The organism is Sutterella wadsworthensis 2_1_59BFAA (assembly GCF_000297775.1).
Classification (GTDB): domain Bacteria; phylum Pseudomonadota; class Gammaproteobacteria; order Burkholderiales; family Burkholderiaceae_F; genus Sutterella; species Sutterella wadsworthensis_A.
On record NZ_JH815519.1, the window covers coordinates 1 to 17,855 of the forward strand.

Consider the following 17,855-nt stretch of genomic DNA (forward strand, 5'->3'; position numbering starts at 1 on the left):
GTGCTTTTGAAAGTCACTCCTGAAACTGCCGATGTTCACACTTATCGGTTCGTTGAATTCTGATTTTTAAAGAACAGCGCTCCTAAGAGCACAGAATTGAGAGTTTACCAACTCATCAACTCTTTGTCAAATTTATTCGCTGATGACTTGGCGTCGTCAGCGAAGGATTGGAATTAAACACGACTCCGGCACGTTTGTCAAACATTTGCGTCAAAATCCGTATTACTACCTAGAAAACCTCCTCAGGCCATCATTCCCCGTCACCCGATCTTTCGCCGCGCATGGACTTCGACCGCATTTGGAGGTATCTTCTTCTGGACCATTCCGGAGGAGCCCGCGCGCCTCTTCAACAACCACCACCTTCATGACTCATCTCAAGCCCATTGCAGTGCTCGCCCTGATTCTTGCCGCCACGCTCGAGATGCGCGGTCCGATCACGGCCGTAGGCCCGCTCGCAGGGCGCCTTACCTCCGAGCTCGGCCTCTCCGCCTCCGAATACGGCCTTGCGGCCGCCCTTCCGGTTGCGGCCTTCGGGCTCTTCTCGTTCGCCGCCCCGGACGCAGCCCGCCGCTTCGGGCTCTACGGCGCCGTCATCGTCTTTCTCGGCGTGCTTGCCGCCGGCGGATTCGTGCGCACGGCGCCGAGCTATCCCGCGCTCCTTCTCGGCACGCTTCTCATCGGCGTGGGCATCGCCGCCCTCAACGTCCTCATGCCCGTCGTGGTCAAGACGCAGAACGAGGCGAAGACGGGGGCGCTCCTCGGGATCTACACGGGCGTCGTCGGCCTTTCGGGCTCGATCGGCGCACTCACCTCGCATCCGCTCGCGGCCCTCACGGACTTCACCCAGTCGGCCTTCCTCGCGTGGGCCGCCTTCGGCGCCGTCGTCCTCGCCCTCTGGCTCGCAGCCTTCGGCCGCTCGTCGGGCCCCTCCGCCACGCTCCTTCGCGCCCCATCCCTCAGGCGCCATCCCGGCGCATGGGCCGTCACGGCCGTCATGGGACTGCAGTCGCTCCTCATATATACAGTCGCCGCGTGGCTCCCGCCCTATCTCCAGACACAGGGCGTCAGCGCCGACGCCGCAGGCGCTGCCCTCGCCCTCTATCTCGTCTCGGGCCTCCCCGCCTCCATCCTCACCGATCGCTTCATGAAGCACTGCGGTCCCGAATGGGCCTCAGAAGCCCTCATGTCCCTCTCCTATCTTGCAGGCCTCTGGTTCTGGACGCTTGGCGGCCCCTGGATCTTCCTCGGCAGCATCCTTGCGGGCGCCCCTCAGGGCTCCATGCTCTCCGTCGCCTTCATCCTGATGGCAAGGAAGACGCGCTCCTCGGCCCACATGCTCGGACTCTCGGCGCTCAGCCAGGGCGTGGGCTACCTCGGCGCGGGCCTCGGTCCCCTCGTCTTCGCCGCGCTCCTCCCCGCAGGCTGGGGCACCTCGCTCTCCTTCGTCGGATTCATCATCGTCCTCTGGGCCCTCGCAGGCCTTGCGGCCTCCCGCTTTTCGGAAATCCATCCATAAGGATGATCCGTCCGCCCTAAGCCTGCGTTTTCTGTACACTGTCAGCGCCCGGGCGAATCCTCCTGATCCGTCCCGAATCCATTCATCTTCAATACGGTCCGCCTCATCATGTCCCCAATCGAGAAGCTCAGCAGCACCCCGAACCCCGCCGTGCTTCTGTTTGACTTCGAATCCGCTCCAGCCGGACTCGAGGAGTCGCTCGCCGCGACGCTTCCCGAGGCGACCCGCAGCCGCATCACAGCCTTCTGCCACCCCGTGCGCCGCCGCCAGACCCGCTGGGGCCGCATTCTCGCAAGCGCCGCCGCGCGCATTCTCGACGCCGAACTCGTCGAGGAGCCGCCCTACGCTCCCTATCTTCTCAAGGACGGACGCCGCACCGCGCTCTGCATCGCCCACACGGGCACGAGCATTGCGCTCGGCATCGCCTCCGTCAAGGATCCCGTCATGGGACTCGACCTTGAGACGATGCGCCCCGTGCGCAGCATCGAGGGCATGTCCCGCATGAGCTTCGGCGAGGCCGCCTCCGCCATCGTGCGCCAGTGCGCCGAGAGCGGCGACTCGGAACCCTTCTTCCGCGCCTGGGGCATGAAGGAGTCCGAAATCAAGCTCAACCGCGGTGGCTCGGGCTGGCGCCTCACGCTCGACGAAGAAAGCCGTCCCGTCGTCCTCGATCCCGAGGGGCGCCCCGTCCTCGCCACGCACGCCGCCTTCGGCAGCCTGCGCCTCACCGTCCTCACAGGCGCATGCGCGCCCGTCATCGGACGTGTCACCCCCGCCGACATCTCCCGCACGCTGCTCTGAAAGCCTCCGTCGCCGCCTGCGCCCCATTCGATTTCAGGCAAATGGTTTGAGGTTGCAACTGATGCCTTGCGGGCGCGCCACATGGGCTACACTCATGAATTGGCCGGGCCCTGCGTCCGGCACGTGTTCATCACTCCGAAGGATATACGCCGTGCGCCGTTCATTGACCGCCGTTCTGGCGCTTTCACTCTGCTCCGCCTCCGCGCTCGCCGCCGACACGCTCAGGATCGACATCAAGGGACTTGACGGTGATCTGGCGGCCAACGCCCGCGCCTGGGTCGAACCACTCGAGAAGGCAGGCTACACCGATACGCCCGCCGCCCGCATGAACGTCGACAAGGCCGTCAGGCTCTCCCTGCGCGCACTCGGCTACTACCAGCCCGCGGTCTCCATGACGGTCAAGGACAAGCGTAGTCTCGAGATCACGGTCGTTCCGGGCGAGCCCGTTCTCATTTCCGACGTCGACGTGCACGTCACGGGCCCGGGCGCCGACGAGCGCGTCTTCAATTTTCTTCAGAAGCGCCGCGTCCCCAAGAAGGGCGACGTGCTCAACCACGCCAAGTACGAGGAGTTCAAGAGCTCCCTCACGAACGCGGCCCTGCAGCTCGGCTACTTCGACGCAGAATTCGTCAAGAGCCAGCTCGGCGTCTCCATTCCTCTTCGCGAGGCCGTCTGGTCCATCGACTACGAGACCGGCGAGCGCTGGCGTTTCGGCGACGTGACCTTCTCGGGCTCGCAGATCGACGAGGAGCTTCTTCGCAACATGACGCCCTTCAAGAAGGGCGACTACTACAACGCCGACGTGCTCGGCGACTTCAACCAGAAGCTCGCCTCCGTGGGATGGTTCAAGTCCGCAGTCGTCGCGCCCGACTTCCAGGCCGCGCGCGATGCGGGCACGACCGAGCTGCCGATGAACTGCGACGTCACGCCCCGCGCGGCCAATATCTTCGAAGTCGGTCTCGGCTACGCCACCGACACGGGCCCGCGCGCCAAGTTCGGCTGGAAGAAGCCATGGATCAACAGCCGCGGCCACAGCCTCTCGTCCTCGACCGAGGTCTCCTCGGACGAGCAACTCGTCGACCTCTCCTACAAGATTCCCGTCGTCGCCAATCCGCTTGAGGAATACTGGCTCGCCCAAGGCGCCATGAAGCGAGACGTCGTCAACGACACGGACTCCAACAACATGACGCTCGCGCTCTCGCGCAACTGGGAGTTCTCCACGGGCTGGCAACGCTCGATCGGCGTCCACTGGATGTTCGACTCGTTCACGCAGGCAGGCGTCTCGAGCAACACCATGCTCGTCTATCCCAGCATCAGCTTCTCGCGCACCCGCAGCAGGGGCGGCATGATGCCCTACTGGGGCGACACCCAGCGCTACAGCATCGACACGGGCACCCATTATCTCGGCAGCGACGTCGACTTCATCATCATGCAGGCCCACGGCACGCTCATCCGCACGCCCTGGCGCGGACACCGCTTCGTCGTGCGCGGCAGCGCGGGCAAGATCAAGACGAACGACTTCGACGAAGTCCCGCCCGACCTGCGATTCTTCGCGGGCGGCGACCGCTCCGTGCGCGGCTACAAGTACGAGTCCATCTCGCCGCGCGACAGCGAGGGACGCCTCACGGGCGCATCCTGCATGGTGACGGGCAGCATCGAATATCAGTACAACCTCACGGGCAAGTGGTGGACGGCCGTCTTCTTCGACGTGGGCGAAGCCAGCAACAGCTTCGCGAGCTTCGACTGGAAGCGTGGCGCCGGCGTCGGCATCCGCTGGAACTCCCCCGTGGGTCCCGTCAAGCTTGACGTCGCCAAACCCGTCGCCGCAGACGCCGGCGAGGACGACGGTCTCCAGTTCTACATCGGTCTCGGAGCTGAACTATGAGACGTTCGGCCAAAGTTCTTCTCAGCGCCGGCGGCGTTCTCGTGCTGACGGCCGCGGGCCTCGCATGGCTCGTCGCCACGCCGTCGGGCCAGCAGACGCTGCTTCGCACGGCCCTTCCCCTCGTGCCCGGCCTCAAGGCGGGCTCGATCGAGGGCGGCTTCTTCGACCTCACGATCACAGACCTCTCCTACGAGATGCCGGGCCTCACTGCAGGCGCCGACCGCATCACGCTGAGGCTCGACCGGGACGCGCTCCTCTCCGAGCGCCGCATCGCCGTTACGAAGCTCGAGATCCTGCACCCGCACGGCGTACTCGACTCCGCATCGCTGCCGCCCTCCGACCCGTCCGCCCCCTCCGCCGATACGGGCCCCGTCACCATGCCGTGGCCCGTATCGCTCGACAACGCCGAAATCACGAGCCTCGACTTCACCGCCGACGGCACGAAGGTGACGCTCGCCTACTTCGGCGCCTCCGCCTCCTGGATCGGAGAGGCGCTCTCCGTCAAACCCCTTCGCATCCGCTCGCTTGCGGTCGCGCTGCCCGGCTCCGAGAAGACAGCCGAGGAAAGGGCCGAAGAGGACAGGAAGGTTGCCGAGCGTCGCGCAGCCGAGATCAAGGCCAAGTTCGAGGCCCGAAAGCCCGTGATCACGTTCGACGCGACCGAGCTCAACAAAATGTTCGCCGACCTCTTCTCGAAGCCGCTCCTCACAGAGCTGCCCGAGGTGAGTCTTCCCTTCTCGCTCGACGTCTCCGAATTCGAGGCCACCAACCTCAAGCTTGCGGGCGCCTCGCCCGTCGTCATCGACGAACTCAGGCTCGACGCCTCCATGAAGGCGAGCGAAGTCGAGATCCGCCGCCTCGACCTGAAGATGCCCGAAGCCATGGGCTCCCTCAAGGGGCGCGCACGTCTCTCGGGCAAGTGGCCGCTCGACCTGCGTGCGAACACCAGGCTCTCCGTCGCGCCCGTGCGCGGCGAGAAGGCCGACGTGACGCTCGTGGGCGAGGTCATGGGCAAGGTTTCGCTTGCGGCCGTGGCCGAAGGTCCCGTGCCCGCCAAGTTCCTGCTTGCGGCCGATCCCGCCACTGCGGGCCTCCCGTTCTCCGTGACGCTCGTCTCCCCCAGCCTCAAGCTGCCGCTCGAAGGTGCAAACCCTGCCGACCTGACCTCGCTCTCCGCCTTCAGCCTGCGCATGTCGGGCGACGTCCGCAACTGGAAGCTCGATGCAGGACTTGGCGTCAAGGCGCCGGGCACTCCGTCCGCCACCGCCGGCCTCAAGGGCCGCGGCACCCTCACCTCGCTCACGCTCGACGAGCTCACCGCGAAGACTGCGGGCGGTACGGGCCGCGTCACTGGCGAGATCACATGGGTCGACGCGCTCCGCTGGCGCGGCGACATGAAGCTCGCAAACCTCGACGTCTCCCACTTTGCGCCCTCCGTCAAGGCCGTCCTCTCGGGCAGCTCCCGCACGTCGGGCCGCATCGACAAGAAGGGCTGGTCGGTCGAGCTTCCCGAATTCGACGTCAAGGGCAGGATCGATAACGCCGCCCTCGACGTTCATGGCTCCGCCATCGCGCAGAGCCCCATGAAGGTCTACGTCCCCGATGTGAGCGTCTCGCTCGACGCCAATAAACTCACGGGCCGCGCCATGCTCGACGGCAAGAACATCAAGGCCGACATCAAGGTGGACGCGCCCGATCTGGGCAGAAACATGAAGGAGCTCGCAGGCAGCGCCTCGGGCTTCGTGACGATCGGCGGCACGCTCTCCGAGCCCGTCGCCAAGGCCGACCTCACGGCCACGGGCCTTCGCTACGGCGACGCCGTCAGGCTCGAGGCCCTGATGCTTCGCGGCGACATCTCCGCAAAGCCCTCTGGCGAAGTCGGCGGCTCGATGATGCTGCACGCCTCGAACGGCGCCCTCTCCGAGAGCCTCGTCCTTCATGACATCGTCGCTAGGCTCGAGGGCACCGACCGAAAGCACGAGCTCACGGTGAATCTCTCGGGCGAGCCCGTCAACGCCGAACTCAAGCTTGCGGGCGCCTTCGACACGAAGTCCCTCGTCTGGAAGGGCACGCTCTCCAACGGCACCGTCTCGACGCCGATCGGCAGCTGGCATCAGGACAAGGCCGCGGGCCTCGTCTACAAGGCCTCAAGCTCCGAGGCGGTGCTCGAACCTCACTGCTGGGTCGGCAAGCCGGGCGACGTCTGCATCGACGACAAGCTGCGCGCAGGCGAAAAGGGCTCGGCCACCCTCAGACTGCGCAAGTGGGAACTTGACGTCCTCAAGCCCTGGCTGCCGCCGCTCACCACGGTGGCAGGCACCGTCAACGGTACCGCCAAGGCGAAGTGGGACCTCTCCTCGGGCAGCCTGCCTGAAATCGATGCGCTCGTCGACGCGGGCGGCATGACCGTCACGCAGACGACGGGCGAGGAGCCCCTCGTCGTGCATCTCGACACCGTCAGCCTCAAGGCGCGCACCGACAAGTCGCGCGCCTCGGCCGAGCTCGACGTAAAGATCCGCGACAACGCCGACCTCAAGGCAACGGTCGCCGTGATCGATCCCGCCGAAACCCGCAGGCTAGACGGCCGCATCCTCTTCAACGGCGGCGACCTGTCGATCGTCAACACCCTGATCGGTTCGGACGAAAAGGTCGAGGGCAGGCTCAACGTCGACGTGGCGCTCTCGGGCACGCTGCTCAAGCCGCTCCTCAACGGCGGCATCGCGCTCACGGACGCAAGGGTCTCCGAAGGCGCCGTGCCCCTCGTCATGAAGCCCTCGAACATCCGGATCGACTTCGCGGGCGACACGTCCACGCTTGAAGGCCGCCTCGAGACGAGCCAGGGCGCGCTCGACCTTGCGGGCGACGCGCAGTGGCGCGACATGGCGCACCCGACGGCGAACGTGCATGCCTCAGGCAGCGACATCCTCATCACGGTTCCCCCGTACGCCAAGGTCACCGTCTCGCCCGACGTCTCGCTTGCGGCCTCGTCCGAGCGCGTGACGCTCAACGGCAGGATCGAGGTGCCCGCCGCGCAGATCACGGTGGCGGACCTTCCCGCCACAGCCACGGGCGTCTCGTCTGACGAAGTGCTCCTTGACCGCCACATGAAGCCCAAGGTCTCGAAGACCGCCACGATTCCGATCGACAGCAACATCGTGGTGCACATGGGCGATCAGATCTTCATCGACGCCTTTGGCCTCAAGGCGAAACTCTCGGGCGACCTCAAGGTGACGCAGGACGCCAGGCGCGGCCTCGGCCTCAACGGCCAGGTCAACGTCGACGACGGGCGTTTCCACGCCTACGGCCAGGACCTCATCGTGCGCACGGGTCACGTGATCTTCGCGGGCCCGCCCAGCCGTCCGCAGCTCAACATCGAGGCCATCCGCAATCCCGAGGCGATCGAGGACGACGTGACGGCGGGCATCCGCGTCACGGGCAACGCCATGCGCCCGAAGGTGACGGTGTTCTCCGAACCCGCGCTCTCTCAGCAGCAGACCCTCTCCTATCTGCTTCGTGGACAGGGGCTCGACACGTCGAGCGACGACAACTCGATGATCACTTCGGCGCTTGTGGGGCTGGGCGTCTCGCAGACAGGCAGGATCATCGGAGAAATCGGCGACGCGGTGGGCATCAAGGATCTCGGCGTCGACACGGCGGGCGTGGGCGAAAGCTCGCAGGTCGTCGTGTCGGGCTACATCCTCCCCGGCCTTCAGCTCAAGTACGGCGTGGGCATCTTCGACTCGCTCGCGACCATCACGCTGCGCTACCGCCTGATGCCGCGCCTTTACCTCGAAGCCGCCTCGGGCGTCAATCAGGCGTTCGACGTGCTCTACAGCTTCGAGTACTGACGACTGAACGCATCGAGGGCGCCTTCCTTTCGGAAGACGCCCTCGATTGTTCTTGAGCTTATGGACTCGACCGCAGGTTCCGGTTCCTCACCGGGAGGCCTGCGGGCAGGATTCACGACTTAGAGGTCGGCGTTCTGCGTGCGCTTGGCGGGACCCTTGTAGCCTTCGGTTTCGATGAAGGCGGTGTCCATGGCGGCGACGCGCTTGCCGTCGACGTAGGTGTGGAGCCAGATGTCATAGTTCGCGCCGGCGAGCATGTTCTGGGCGAGGCCCTTCTGCGTGAACGTGAAGACCATGTCCTTCAGACCGTCGCCGTCAACGTCGCGGGCTTCCGCCTTGACCGGCTGGGCGAGCTTCTGACTCATCGTGATCTTGTTGCCAATGGAGGCGCGGCCCACACCGCCCCAGGTCTGCTTCGGATCGGCCTTCGTGGCGTCGAGCTTGCCGCTCGAGAAGAGAACCACTTCAACCCTTTCGTCGCTCTTCGGATTGATGCTGTCGGCCATGACGGCGAGCGTCCACGGAGCCTTTTCCTCAAGCTTTTCAGCAACGGCGGCCTGGGCTTCGTTCAGCATGCGGACGTTGTAGGCATGCAGATATTCGACGGCCTTTTCCTTGGAGACCTTGAGAAGAGTCTTGGCATGAGCGGTGACGGCAGGAACATCCTTTTCCCAGCCGGCTTCAAGCTTCTCGACGAAGGCGCGAACATCCTTCTGGTCCTGACGCTGGAAGTCGTACGTATTGGCGGCGGCGACAAACGTCGTGACCGGCCATTCAGAGCGCCAGCCGAAGTATTCCGGCGTGCCCTTGAAGTGTTCGGCCGTGGCCTTGTCCCAGCTCATGAAGGCCGTGCCTTCGGCCGGACGAGCGAGCGGATAGAACGGGATGTACGGGGATTCGCACGGACGAGCAAGTGCGCGATAGCCGGTGATGAGGAGCGGATTGGCGTTCATTTCGAACACTTCGGACTCATGCGTCGTGGCGCGGCAGATGCCGAGGCTGTTCGTATGCGTCCACTGGGCATCCTGTTCCTGGATGTCGTGTTCGTGCGTGCGCAGCAGGTCCTTCACGTCGTCAACCGTCCACTTCTTCGTGGCGACGGCGGAGTACGGGAACTGTTCCGGATCCGTGATGTTCTTGCCGATGATCTTGTTCCAGGCGAGGTTGTTGCGGCTGGAGTTGTAGTCGGCGGAGCGGCGTTCGGCCGGAGCGACGGCAACGCGGTAGTTGAAGTCGCTGTAGACGCCTTCCTTGGCGGGCTTGTAGCGACCGTTCTTGATGGCGCGCTCGATCATGCCCGGAGCAACGATGACGTTCTTGGTGTCAGTTGCGTCAACCTTGTCCATCATGAAGTTGTTCGGAATGTAGATAATTTCATTGTCCTGCACGCGCCTTGCGACCCACGTATTGCCCTGATGAATGGCCAGCTGCCAGGCTTCGTTCGGGTCAGCGATCGTATACGTGCGGCCTTCCGAGAAGTAGCCGTACTTGCCGAGAAGCTCGATGGCGATGTCGACGGCGTGACGGGCGCTCGTGGCGCGCTCGGCCATCAGGCGGCGGATGCCGTAGCCGATGCCGCCATCCTTGGTCGGCATGATGTCGTCCTTGTAAATGCCCGTGCAGGCATTCGTGACGATCGTGACGCCGTTTTCATTGACGAAGCCGTCGGAGAAGGAGGCGCCGGTCGGATCGAAGGTCTGCGACCAGAAGAAGCCGAAGGTCTTTTCAACCTGCGGAATGGAGGCGGCAGCCTCTTCGAACTTGATCATTTCGCCGGCCTTGTGAGTGGCAGCCGGGACCCAGTGCTGAGCAGTCAGAATGCGGCCGCCGTTGTCCTCATTGTGGCCCACGAGAATGTTGCCCGTGGCGCTGGCGTCCTTGCCGACGATGACCGTCGAGCAGGCGGAGGCGTTGAAGGCCATGGAGCCCATGGCGGCACCGATCGCGAGAACGGCAAGCTTGGTCTTGAAGTTCATTTGATTCTCCTCAAAAGATTCAACTGCCGCGACGAAGTGGTCCTGTGTCGCTTAAAAGCAGTTGAGCAACGAGTTTACGCATGGTCCTCATTCCTTACCAGAGAGTTTTTCCTTAGCGAGCAACCCCTAGAACTTTCGTTCTAAGGGGAAACCCTATTGTCGCTCGAACCCTGGTGCAGCAAATGACGCTCCCCGTTCCGAAATCTTCAGAGCTTCCTGACCCGGACAGCGAAGCAGCGGAGCGCCGCCCCGATCTTGATGGCCTTCTTCTCCTGCTTGAAGTTGCCAATCCCGGTTTCCTTCACGGAATGGAGGACGCACTCGAAGCAGCTCATCCGGACGGCCCGCAGGCATATGGACGTCCCCTATCAGGTCGTCGACCTCGGAAAGGCGGCTTGTGGACATGGACGCCAGAAAATGGCTCTCAGGAACGCCGTGAACAGAAAGCGTGTGCCTCAATCATCGGCTCCATTAATTTATCTATGCAACAACCTTTGAGTAAGTTGAGCGAAATATTTATTTCATGAGATTGAGTTTTCAGCCCCTCTTTTCCGAGCCAAAAAAAGGGAAAGCCCCGGAAAAAGGCTTTCCCAAAATGACGCGGCTCTTTGTTTGGGGACCAGAGCCGCGATCCCACTAGACTGCGTTTGAATTGCTGATGCGGCCTCAGGCAGCCTTCGCACCTCTTGCGAGCGCATCGATCTGCTCCTCGAGGAGCGAGGCGATCTCGTAATGGTTGACGAGTTCGCGGAGCACCAGGAGGTAGGAGAGATGGAACTCGCAGCAGCGGATGGTCATCGAACCGCGGGGCTGGGCCTCCATCAGGCGGCGCTGAAGATCCTCGATGCGGGTGATGACGTCAGCCGCCCTGTTGCGAAGCGCCGTAACGTCGGCATGATCCTCACGGGCGTTGACGAGCGTGCGGATGTCCGCGACGAGCGTGCCGATGTCGTTCGTGATCTCGTTGCTGCCAACGCGGTGGCGGTTGGCCACGTGGTCGCGGGCAAGCTTGGCGAGGTTCTGCAGAGAGCGGCTCACCTCGCGGGTGTTGGTGCAGGCGCGCAGATAGAGGTAGCGGGCATCGAAGTCGGCCTTGGAGGGCGCGGCCTCGGCGGCGGCCATGCGGTAGTAGACGCTGCGGGCCTCTATGGCGTCCTCGAAGACGTCGGTGGCGCTCGCCTTGACCTTCGTAAGCTCGCGCTCACGGTCGGCCGTGAAGTTCTCATGGATGCGCGAGAGCACCCGGAGCGTTTCGGAGAGGCTCTTCTGCACGTGCTTCGAGAGAAGCTGGCCCACGTAGGCGGCGTCGTAGACGGAGCGGCTTTCGTCGGAGAGCGTCACGTCGTCCTCGCGGGTCTTGAGGTTGGAGCGCACGAGAAGGAAGATCGCGCCGAAGCCGAGGATGATGGCGGCGGCCTCACCGCCCCAGAAGACGAGCACGGCGACGACGGCGGCGAGCGAGCTCGCGGAGAGCGCGGTCAGGAACCAGCCCGAAATCACGGTGAGTACGCCCGAGATGCGGTAAACGGCGGACTCTCGGTCCCAGGCGCCGTCGGCGAAGCTCGAGCCCATGGCGACCATGAAGGTCACGTAGGTGGTCGAGAGCGGCAGCTTGAGGCTCGTGGCGGAGGCGATCAGGATGGCGGAGACGATCAGGTTGATCGAGGCGCGCACGTAGTCGAAGGGCAGCGGAATCTCGCCCTTGACGACGGGGAGCGGCTCGAAGCGGGAGGCGATGCCCCTCTGCATCGGCATCGGGATGATCTGGCTGATCACCTTGCCGAGCCCCATGGCGCCGCGCACGATCATGCGGCCGGGCGCGGAGGCGCCGAACTGTTCCTGCGTGCCGGAGCGGCTCGAAGAAAGGTTGATGGAGGTCTGGATGACGCGGTGGGCCTTCTTGGAGAACCAGAGCGTGAGGACCATCACGAAGCCCGAAAGGAGCAGGAAGGCGGTAGGAGCCGTGGAGGGCTTCAAAAGACCGCCCATCATGAAGGCGTTGTCGGCGGCACCCGAGGCCTGCCATTCCTTCCAGCTGTCCCAGGCGGCGAGCGGCACGCCCACGAAGTTCACGAGGTCGTTGCCCGCAAAGGCGAACGCGAGGGAGAACGTACCCGCCAGAATGATGATCTTGAAGATGTTGACGCGGAAGACCGTGATGAGCACCTGGAAGAGCACCGTCAGGCCCGTGAAGAGCGAGAAGAGGATGACGGCCGTGTTGGCGTTGATCCACTGGATCCACTCGGGACGCATGAAGCTCGCGCCCTTGGCGCCCTTCATCACGAGGAAGTAGATGATGGCCGTGAGCGCGATGCCGCCGTAGATGGCGCCGATGCGGCGGTAGGCCTTCTCGAACTTGAAGGTGAAGACGAGGCGGGCGAGATACTGGACGACGGCGCCAGAAATGAAGGCGACGACGACGGAGATCAGAATGCCCGAGACGATGCCGAGCGACTTGCTCGAATTGATGTAGTCGGCGACGTCGGAGAGCGGAGCGCCCGCGTCGATGAGCTTGAAGAGCGCGGCGGCAAAGGCGGCGCCCATGAGCTCGAACACGATCGAGACCGTGGTCGACGTCGGGAGACCGAGCGAATTGAAGGCGTCAAGCAGGATGACGTCCGCTACCATGACAGCGAAAAACACGATCATCAGCTCGGAGAAGGTGAAAAGCTGAGGATGGAAGACGCCGGAGCGGGCGATCTCCATCATGCCCGAGGAGAACGTCGCGCCCGCGAGCACGCCGATCGAGGCGACCCAGAGCGTCGTGCGGAAGGAGGAGATGCGGCAGCCGAGGGCCGAATTCAGAAAGTTGACGGCGTCGTTCGAGACGCCGACGAAAAGGTCAATGACTGCGATGACCCCGAGGAAGGCCAGCAACACCAGATAGTATTGTTCCATGTCAGATGTAAGCGTTGGTAAGACAACGCCCGCATTCTGACCGCTCCGCGTGACGGCTTCGTGACGGAATTATGACAATTTGATGACAGACGTCATATTCGACACTTTCTCCTGCGCCGCGAGCGTCCTCAGGCGGCGCCGTTCTTCCCGAGACCGTCACTCGCACTGTCGTTTCAGCCCGTTCATCTCATTTGTGTGACACGACGGCATTCACGGTTCCCGAACGCAGAATCGCCCGCCTTTCGTTTGAAAGGCGGGCGAACTGCATCCTCAGCACGACCGTTTGAGGGCGGTCACCCCTTGACTTGTTTTGACCTGTTCTTTTTAGAGAAGGGTCAGGAAGCGCGAGAGCATGCGCACGCGGTTTTCGATCGTGTCGACGCGGAGGTATTCGCGTTCGGAGCGGAAGCAGCCACCGGCAGGGGCAACACCGTCAACGACGGGAGTGCCGGCTTGGGCTATGCGATTGGCGTCGGAACCGCCGCCGGCGTCGACCCAGCCTGCTTCAAAGCCTTCGAGGCGGGCGGCTTCGTTGATGAGTTCGACGAGTTCGCGCGTCTTTTCCGTGCAGGGCATGGCCGGGGAGACGGAGGCGCGGCGGGCGTCGACGGTGATGCCGTCGCCCCAGTTCATGGCGGCGAGCTTGATCGGGTAGGAGGCGTGAGGGTACTCACGCCGCCCTACCACACCACCCACCGTACGGATCCGTAGTGGGCGGTTACCTATGGTTGCACTAGCCGCTGTCTTGCACGATAGACAGCAGTCAGGCTCACCCATCCTCTCGAGAGTAGAAAGTCGTTCGTTAGGGATTGTGCGAGGACTCGACTATTGGAAATATGCCAACTCGCTTTACGCGTGTTGGCCCATTGCCATGCCAATTCTTCCTCGATGCCCAGTATGCGGAGAGCCTTATATCGCGTCGAGATCCTTTTCCACTGCTTCCAGTAGATCTTTCTGATGCGACGTCTCAGCCATTCGTCTGTTTTCAAGGCGAATTTCGCCATCGACGAACGTCCAAAGTACCCAATCCACCCATATATGTATGCCTTGAGCTTTCTTCGAAAGGCGTCGAGGCCTTGCCCCCTACTCCTCGAAGTCAGTTCCTTGAGCTTACTCAAGCATTTGTCACGGAACTTCTTGTGCGGCCGATCTCGCACGATCGACTCCCCGTTTCCCTTTCGCTGAATCCAGAATCCAAAACCAAGGGATTTGACGTCGGGGGAGCTGATTGGGCGAACCTTCGTCTTGTCCCCGTTGATCTTCAGGAACAGCTTTCAGCCTTGCGTTTGAGATGCTCCACAAACTCACCCATTCCCCTCCGTTTTGTCGACCGTCCGAAGCAGCGTTGAAAAGATCGGTAATTGTTTTTCTCAATTTTGATCGTGCCCCTGATCTTTCTGGACGACTGCGGTCATGACGGCGGGAGCAGTGCTAAAGGCGGCCGCTGCGGCGGCGGATCCGAGGAACTGACGACGATTGAGTTGCATGTTTTTTCTCCTGTTTGTGTCTTGAGGGCCGGGAGCGCCTGGTCCGTGCTCCTCATCCCTGACATCGAGTCTAGGCGGGTCCGAAGGCCCCCTCTGTGACAAAGTTCACAAAGACGGGTTTTTGCCCAGACCCGCCCCGCAGCCTTCCATAGGCGGATCACCCTAAGCAAACCACCTGATGCACAAGCGAAGCCTTCCGCGCTATGCTGTTTCCATCATGAATACGCAGATCCTCCTTCCGACCCCTTCCGCTCACCATCACCTTTGGTGGCGCTCCTTCTCTTTCTAGAGCGGGTCGGGCGAGCTTTGCCCAAATTCCAGTCCAAAAGACCCGCACTCCCGCGGGTCTTTTCGCATCAGGCGCACAGAAGCCACGGGACGACGGACAAGACACAACGAAAACGTCCATAGTGGTTTCAACATGTTCCAAAGGCTCAACGAGCGCGCAAGGTCCTGCAGCAGACGATGGCAAAAGGAAGACATCCGACTCCGATCCGTCCTCCGACAACCATCCCCCGACAGGCACCCGACATGACAACGCTTCGATTCCACGGCTCCGCCGCCGTCCTCCTTCTTCCGCTCGCACTCTTCGTGGCCGTCACGGCCAGGCTCTTCATCTCCGAGGCCGCCTTCGACCTCACGGGCCTCGCAGCCGCAGGCGTCCTCACGCTCTTCTCGGGCTCGCTCCTCGCGAAGGCCCCGTCCGAATACTGGAAGGCCGCCGTGCGCGGGGCCTCGTCCGAGCTCACGGGCACGGTCGTGCTCATCCTGATCGCCTCGGGCATCTTCTCCGCCATGATGAAGGCCTCGGGCGTCGCCGACGGGCTCGTCTTCCTCGGAGGGATGCTGCACCTCACGGGCCACGCCTTCACGGTCTTCGTGCTCCTCGCCTCCTCTCTGATGGCAGCCGCCACGGGCTCGTCCATCGGCACGCTTCTCGCCGCCATGCCGATCTTCTTCCCTGCGGGCGTCGCACTCGGGGCGGATCCCACCATGCTCGCGGGCGCCGTCCTCTCGGGCGCCATCTTCGGCGACAACCTCGCGCCCGTCTCCGACGTCACCGTCATCTCGTCGGTCACCCAGCGCTTTCGCAACGGCACGCCCGCCGACATCGCAGGCGTCGTGCGCACCCGGCTTCCCTACGCGATGATCGCGCTCGCCGTCTCCCTGCCCGTCTACGCCTTCATGGGCGAATCCCTCCCCGTCTCCGAGGCGGCGCTCTCGGGCGACGCGTCCGCCCTTCTGATGCTCGTCCCCGTCGCCGTCCTCATCGCCGTTGCGGTCAGGACCCGCGACGTGCTGATGGCGATCTCGGCGGGCGTCGTGACGGGCACGGCCACGGGCCTTCTCATCGGCCGCCTCAGCTTCGCCACGATCTTCGCGGCCGTCGACGGCAGGCTCTCGGGCTTTCTGATCTCAGGCATCAGCAACGTCTCGCCCATCATCCTGCTGTGCGTCACGCTCTTCGCCTTCACGGGCATCGTGCGCGAGGCGGGCGTGCCCGACATGATGGCGAAGGCCCTTGAAGCGGGTTCGGCGGGCCGCCCCTCCGCACTTCGCACCGAGCTCTTTCTCTCGGCCGCCACGCTCGTCGTGACGACGCTCTTTGCAGCCGTCACCTCCGCCTCCGTCGCACTCGTCGGCTCTCTCACCGACGACATCGGCCGCGCCTCGAACGTGCACCCGTACCGCCGCTCGCACATCCTCTCGGGCCTAGCGAACAGCCTTCCCGTCCTAATGCCGTTCTCGGCCTTCGTGCTCATCACGATGGCCGCCGTCTCGGGACTCGAGGGCGCGGCTGCCGTCACGCCCTTCACGCTCATGACCGCCGCCTTCTACCCGATCGCGCTCTTCCTCGTCTTCGGCTTCATGGTGCTCACGGGCACGGGCCGCATGATGGAAACGCCCGAACCCGAAGCTGCAGAGGCCAAGACTGCAACCGCCCTCTGAATAACGCCAGACATTCAGGATTGACAAACAGGAAACAGACGATGACATCTGACGACACGTTCGAACTCTACGACCTCGAGGTCACCGTTGAAGGCGACGAAAAGGACTTCGTCTGCCGCCACCATGCGGGACACGCGTTCAGGGTGGAAGGCGAGGACCTCGTCTTTCCCGAGGGCGGACGCTTCTCGATGTATGCGCTCGCGGCGCTCATCCCGCTACTGCCCGCCAAGGAACGCCCCACCTCCCCGAACGACTGGATGACGACCGATGCGCTCATCGCCTGTCCCGATCCCAACTGCGGAGCAAAGTTCAGAATCCGACGGACCGCAAAACGCATCCTCTCGCACGCCGAATGCACCGTCGTGCCGCTGGGCGAAAAGGCCTGAGCGGTCCGGCAACCGTACAACCAGGAGTACATGATCATGACCCAAGCGCCCCTCATGGACCGAATCCACATTACTGAAGACTATGACGTGCCGCGCGTCATCAACGGCGGCTGGCAGCTTTCCGCGGGCCACGCGCTCGAGCGTCCGCTCGATCTCGCCGACGCGTCCCGCGCCTTCAACCGCCTCATCGACATGGGATTCGACACCTTCGACTGCGCCGACATCTACACGGGCGTCGAGGACTTCTTCGGCGGCATCATCCGCGAGCGCCGCAAGGCGGGGCTTCGCCTGCCGCAGATTCACACGAAGTTCGTGCCCGACCTCAACGACCTTGCGAACGTGACGCCGGCTTATGTTGAGAACATCATCACGCGAAGCCTCAGGCGCCTCGGCGTCGAGCGGCTCGACGCAGTCCAGTTCCACTGGTGGGACTATTCGGTGCCGGGCATGGTCGACGTGGCGGGCGAGCTTGTGCGCCTTCAGGAGAAGGGACTCATTCGCCTCATCTCCACCACGAACTTCAACGCCGTCGAACTTCGAAAGCTCATCGACGCAGGCATTCCCGTCGCCACCAACCAGTGCCAGTACTCGGTCCTCGACCGCCGCCCCGCCATGCGGCTCGAGCGCCTCTGCCGCGAGACGGGAGTAAAACTGCTCTGCTACGGCACTATCGCCGGCGGGTTCATGTCCGAGAAGTGGCTTGGCGCGCCGAAGCCCGATCACTTCGAGAACCGCTCCCTGGTCAAGTACGCGCTCGTCATCGAGGATTCGCTCCGTTGGGAGGGCTTTCAGGCGCTTCTCGCCCTCATGAAGGAGATCGGCGATCCGCTCGGACTTTCGATTGCGAATGTCTCGACGCTCTGGACGCTCTCGAGGCCCGAAGTCGCCGCAGCGATCATCGGCACGAGAAGCTCAAGGCACGTCGACGGGAACGCCGCGCTCATCGGCCGCACCCTGCCGCCCGAGGCCGTCGCCCGCATCGACGCCTTCCTCGCGGGCTTTCCGACGGTCGACGGCGACTGCTTCGACCTTGAGCGCCTCGACGGCTCGAAGCACCGCGCCATCATGCGCATGAATCTCGTCAACAGCGTCGACGGGAAGTGATTGC

The 17,855-nt window shown here is 63.5% G+C and carries 13 protein-coding genes; 8 read left to right on the forward strand and 5 right to left on the reverse strand.

Annotated features, from left to right (window positions below; all coding sequences use genetic code 11):
- Positions 1–364 precede the first annotated feature (364 nt).
- The 4 genes from HMPREF9465_RS09225 to HMPREF9465_RS09240 all read left to right on the forward strand — a co-directional run bounded on the left by HMPREF9465_RS09225 (position 365) and on the right by HMPREF9465_RS09240 (position 8,050).
- The gene (locus HMPREF9465_RS09225) at positions 365–1,516 is read left to right on the forward strand and encodes an MFS transporter (RefSeq protein ID WP_005436276.1); all 1,152 of its coding nucleotides are present in this window, start codon (positions 365–367) and stop codon (positions 1,514–1,516) included.
- Positions 1,517–1,624: 108 nt separating this feature from the next.
- Entirely contained in the window at positions 1,625–2,317 is a 693-nt protein-coding gene (locus HMPREF9465_RS09230; protein ID WP_005436277.1) for a 4'-phosphopantetheinyl transferase family protein, read from the forward strand.
- A 151-nt stretch (positions 2,318–2,468) separates the two neighbouring features.
- On the forward strand, positions 2,469–4,202 hold the full coding sequence (locus HMPREF9465_RS09235; RefSeq protein WP_005436278.1) for an autotransporter assembly complex protein TamA: 1,734 nt from the start codon (positions 2,469–2,471) through the stop codon (positions 4,200–4,202).
- Positions 4,199–8,050 (forward strand): translocation/assembly module TamB domain-containing protein, encoded by a 3,852-nt coding sequence (locus tag HMPREF9465_RS09240; RefSeq protein ID WP_005436279.1) that lies wholly within the window; start codon positions 4,199–4,201, stop codon positions 8,048–8,050. Before HMPREF9465_RS09235 ends, HMPREF9465_RS09240 begins: the two co-directional genes overlap by 4 nt.
- Before the next feature lie 119 nt (positions 8,051–8,169).
- On the opposite strand, the gene HMPREF9465_RS09245 is transcribed toward HMPREF9465_RS09240, so the two are convergent.
- A complete protein-coding gene (locus HMPREF9465_RS09245; protein ID WP_005436289.1) occupies positions 8,170–10,026 on the reverse strand; it encodes a C69 family dipeptidase in 1,857 nt (618 codons plus the stop codon).
- A 182-nt stretch (positions 10,027–10,208) separates the two neighbouring features.
- Between HMPREF9465_RS09245 and HMPREF9465_RS13280 the strand changes: the two genes are divergently transcribed.
- A complete protein-coding gene (locus HMPREF9465_RS13280) occupies positions 10,209–10,553 on the forward strand; it encodes a hypothetical protein (protein WP_147645321.1) in 345 nt (114 codons plus the stop codon).
- Positions 10,554–10,692: 139 nt separating this feature from the next.
- On the opposite strand, the gene HMPREF9465_RS09250 is transcribed toward HMPREF9465_RS13280, so the two are convergent.
- The 4 genes from HMPREF9465_RS09250 to HMPREF9465_RS13965 form a co-directional block, all read right to left on the reverse strand.
- Entirely contained in the window at positions 10,693–12,924 is a 2,232-nt protein-coding gene (locus HMPREF9465_RS09250) for an inorganic phosphate transporter (RefSeq protein ID WP_005436290.1), read from the reverse strand.
- Between the two features lie 324 nt (positions 12,925–13,248).
- Positions 13,249–13,620 (reverse strand): M20/M25/M40 family metallo-hydrolase, encoded by a 372-nt coding sequence (locus HMPREF9465_RS09255; protein ID WP_196793881.1) that lies wholly within the window; start codon positions 13,618–13,620, stop codon positions 13,249–13,251.
- A gap of 26 nt (positions 13,621–13,646) precedes the next feature.
- Complete coding sequence (locus HMPREF9465_RS12870) at positions 13,647–14,081, reverse strand: group II intron maturase-specific domain-containing protein (protein ID WP_231289379.1); 435 nt, start codon at positions 14,079–14,081, stop codon at positions 13,647–13,649.
- A gap of 213 nt (positions 14,082–14,294) precedes the next feature.
- On the reverse strand, positions 14,295–14,411 hold the full coding sequence (locus HMPREF9465_RS13965) for a twin-arginine translocation signal domain-containing protein (RefSeq protein WP_005436292.1): 117 nt from the start codon (positions 14,409–14,411) through the stop codon (positions 14,295–14,297).
- Between the two features lie 531 nt (positions 14,412–14,942).
- Here HMPREF9465_RS13965 and HMPREF9465_RS09260 point away from each other — a divergent pair.
- Genes HMPREF9465_RS09260 through HMPREF9465_RS09270 form a run of 3 tightly spaced genes read left to right on the forward strand, consistent with a single transcriptional unit; the run spans position 14,943 to position 17,851 of the window.
- Positions 14,943–16,361 (forward strand): Na+/H+ antiporter NhaC family protein, encoded by a 1,419-nt coding sequence (locus HMPREF9465_RS09260; protein WP_005436293.1) that lies wholly within the window; start codon positions 14,943–14,945, stop codon positions 16,359–16,361.
- 41 nt (positions 16,362–16,402) lie between these two features.
- Complete coding sequence (locus tag HMPREF9465_RS09265) at positions 16,403–16,747, forward strand: TIGR04076 family protein (RefSeq protein WP_005436294.1); 345 nt, start codon at positions 16,403–16,405, stop codon at positions 16,745–16,747.
- A 36-nt stretch (positions 16,748–16,783) separates the two neighbouring features.
- A complete protein-coding gene (locus HMPREF9465_RS09270) occupies positions 16,784–17,851 on the forward strand; it encodes an aldo/keto reductase (protein ID WP_005436295.1) in 1,068 nt (355 codons plus the stop codon).
- The last annotated feature ends 4 nt before the right edge of the window (positions 17,852–17,855 follow it).

What these genes read in the sequence shown, in the direction of transcription:
- HMPREF9465_RS09225 (WP_005436276.1), top strand. Translation starts at nt 365, where the DNA reads ATGACTCATCTCAAGCCCATTGCAGTGCTCGCCCTGATTCTTGCCGCC.
- HMPREF9465_RS09230 (WP_005436277.1), top strand. Translation starts at nt 1,625, where the DNA reads ATGTCCCCAATCGAGAAGCTCAGCAGCACCCCGAACCCCGCCGTGCTT.
- HMPREF9465_RS09240 (WP_005436279.1), top strand. Translation starts at nt 4,199, where the DNA reads ATGAGACGTTCGGCCAAAGTTCTTCTCAGCGCCGGCGGCGTTCTCGTG.
- HMPREF9465_RS09245 (WP_005436289.1), bottom strand. Translation starts at nt 10,026, where the DNA reads ATGAACTTCAAGACCAAGCTTGCCGTTCTCGCGATCGGTGCCGCCATG.
- HMPREF9465_RS13280 (WP_147645321.1), top strand. Translation starts at nt 10,209, where the DNA reads ATGACGCTCCCCGTTCCGAAATCTTCAGAGCTTCCTGACCCGGACAGC.
- HMPREF9465_RS09250 (WP_005436290.1), bottom strand. Translation starts at nt 12,924, where the DNA reads ATGGAACAATACTATCTGGTGTTGCTGGCCTTCCTCGGGGTCATCGCA.
- HMPREF9465_RS13965 (WP_005436292.1), bottom strand. Translation starts at nt 14,411, where the DNA reads ATGCAACTCAATCGTCGTCAGTTCCTCGGATCCGCCGCCGCAGCGGCC.
- HMPREF9465_RS09260 (WP_005436293.1), top strand. Translation starts at nt 14,943, where the DNA reads ATGACAACGCTTCGATTCCACGGCTCCGCCGCCGTCCTCCTTCTTCCG.
- HMPREF9465_RS09265 (WP_005436294.1), top strand. Translation starts at nt 16,403, where the DNA reads ATGACATCTGACGACACGTTCGAACTCTACGACCTCGAGGTCACCGTT.
- HMPREF9465_RS09270 (WP_005436295.1), top strand. Translation starts at nt 16,784, where the DNA reads ATGACCCAAGCGCCCCTCATGGACCGAATCCACATTACTGAAGACTAT.